Origin of the sequence: Mesorhizobium sp. M0060 (assembly GCF_040323155.1) — a bacterium.
Taxonomy (GTDB): domain Bacteria; phylum Pseudomonadota; class Alphaproteobacteria; order Rhizobiales; family Rhizobiaceae; genus Mesorhizobium.
In genome coordinates this window covers 1-2202 of record NZ_JAMYUP010000144.1, presented here as the reverse complement: position 1 = coordinate 2202, position 2202 = coordinate 1, and the positions used below count along the sequence as shown (strand labels likewise).

Annotated in this window: 3 protein-coding genes; all 3 read left to right on the top strand. The window is 64.3% G+C overall.

Going from position 1 to position 2202, the window contains the following annotated elements; translation table 11 throughout:
• Positions 1 to 88 precede the first annotated feature (88 nt).
• Complete coding sequence (tnpA, locus tag NKJ94_RS37235; RefSeq protein ID WP_352466296.1) at positions 89 to 556, top strand: IS66-like element accessory protein TnpA; 468 nt, start codon at positions 89 to 91, stop codon at positions 554 to 556.
• Positions 553 to 906, top strand: coding sequence for an IS66 family insertion sequence element accessory protein TnpB (tnpB, locus tag NKJ94_RS37230; RefSeq protein WP_352466297.1), 354 nt, complete (start codon positions 553 to 555; stop codon positions 904 to 906). The genes tnpA and tnpB overlap by 4 nt, the downstream gene beginning before the upstream one ends.
• Positions 907 to 954: 48 nt before the next feature.
• Positions 955 to 2202: IS66 family transposase (gene tnpC, locus NKJ94_RS37225; protein WP_352532741.1), on the top strand; the 1248-nt coding region annotated here is incomplete at its 3' end.

The window sequence follows — 2202 nt, the reverse complement described above, 5'->3', positions numbered from 1 at the left end:
GTGAGCGTGACGAGCACCCCATCTTGCCTGAGGGCTATGCACTGGGGAGATTTGCCGCCTGATTTGCGGCAGCGAGGAGCGCAGGCGCATGGAGTGGGAGGACCCTGATGCCAGTCATCAAGACAGTCATCAAGGCAGGCATGAAGAGGGTCACTATCGCCGGGTCGAGGTGATCACAGGCCGGCGGAAACGGCGCAGCTGGACGCCGGCGGAGAAGGCGCGGATTGTTGCGGAAAGCGCGGAGCCGGGCGCCAACATCTCGGCTGTCGCGCGGCGTTGGGGGATCAATCGAGGTCTTCTTTCGGTCTGGCGACGGCACGTGGGGCTGGTGCAGGCGAAAGCGGCTGCCGAGACGACGCCAGCCCTGCAGTTTGTGCCAATTACGATCGCGGGCGAGGAGCGACAGCTCGAGCATAGTGACGCACGGAATAAGGAGGCGCCCAGGTCGACCGGTCGGATCGAGCTCGAGATCGGTGAAAGCCGCCTCGTCCTGACGGGTTCGGTCGATCCGGCCCTGGCGGCCGCCATCGTGGGTGCCTTGCGTGTGCCGCAGTGATTGCGCTAGCCGGCGACGTGAAGGTGGTGGTGGCGACGCAGCCGGTCGACTTCCGCCGCGGCATCAATGGCCTTGTTGCCCTGGTCGCCTCGGCTCTTGCAGCCGATCCCTATTGCGGTGACGTCTTTGTCTTCCGCCCCAAGCGCGGCGACAGATTGCGCCTTCTTTTTTGGGACGGAAGCGGCATGGTTCTGGCCTCGAAATGGCTCGAATCGGGGCGCTTCACCTGGCCGCCGATCCGCGACGGCCAGGTCCGGCTGACGCGCGAGGAGTTCGCCCTTCTGGTGGCTGGCCTCGACTGGACGAGGGTGGCGAAGAAACACGTCAAAAGACCGGTCAGAGCGGCGTGAAGTGACTGGATTTGCTTGAAGATTCGGGGTCGCCTGGTAGGGTTGATCATGTCGCCCCGCCCTGATTCGTTGCCATCGGATCCTGCCGAATTGCAGAGAATGGTTCTGGCTCTTAAAGCCGAGAACGCGGAGCTGCGCGTCTATGCCGATCTGCTTCGGCAGATGATCTTCGGGGTAAAATCGGAGAAGCTGGCCGTGCTCGATCCGGTGCAGATCGCGCTCGATCTCGGTGACCTCTGCGAGGTGCCGGCCGCGGCCAACGACGATGCCGTCGAAGACAAGGATCGGCCGCGACGCAAGCACCGGTCGGCGTCGCGCAACATGGGTGCCCTGCCGAAGCATCTGCCGCGCTGCGAGGAAGTGATCGAGCCGCAGAGCGCGGTCTGCTCGTGTTGCGGACTTCCCCTCCATCGCATCGGCGAGGATATCAGTGAGGCCCTCGATATCGTTCCGGCACTGCTACGCGTGATCCGCACGATCCGGCCCAAATACGCCTGCCGGGCCTGTGAGGCCCATGTCGTCCAGGCGCCGGCGCGAGCGCGAGTAATGGACGGGGGCATGGCGACGACGGCGCTGGTGGCGCATGTGGTCGTCTCCAAGTTCGCCTGGCATCTTCCTCTCTATCGCCAGTCGCAGATCTTCTCGGGTTACGGCATCAATCTCGACCGTGGCACGCTCGGCGGCTGGGTCGGACGGGCCGCCTGGTGGCTGAGGCCGCTTTACGATCGCCTGCTTGCCTTCATCCGCTCGCAGCCGCGGGTGTTTTGTGACGAAACGCCTCTGCCGCGACTTGATCCGGGACGCAAGCGGACGAAAGTCTGCCAGTTGTGGGCGCAGGCCGTCGATGATCGTCCCTGGCAGGGACCGGCACCGCCGGCAGTCGGCTATGTGTTTGCAGAAAGCCGGGGAACCGGAGAGATCGAGGCACAGCTTTCAACATTCGACGGCATTCTGCAGGTCGATGGCTATGCGGCCTACAAGAGCCTGGCGAAGCGGCGGCGCAAGAGCAATATCGCACCCTTGCAGCTTGCCTTTTGTCTGGCCCATGCTCGGCGCAAGTTCGTCGAGGTGGTCAAGACGACGGGCTCGAGCGAGGCGCTGGCGGTGGTCGCCGCTATTGCCGAGATCTACCGGATCGAGGAATGCATCCGCGGCATGAGCGCCGAGCAGCGCCTGTCGGTGCGCAAGGCCGAGAGCGCTCCGCTCATGGCGGCACTGAAGGAGCAGTTGGAGATGCTGATCGATGAGGTCTCGGCCAAGTCGTCGCTCGGCAAGGCCATTGCCTACACGCTGGCG

Coding starts and splice junctions, on each gene's coding strand:
- tnpA (WP_352466296.1), top strand. CDS start 89: ATGGAGTGGGAGGACCCTGATGCCAGTCATCAAGACAGTCATCAAGGC.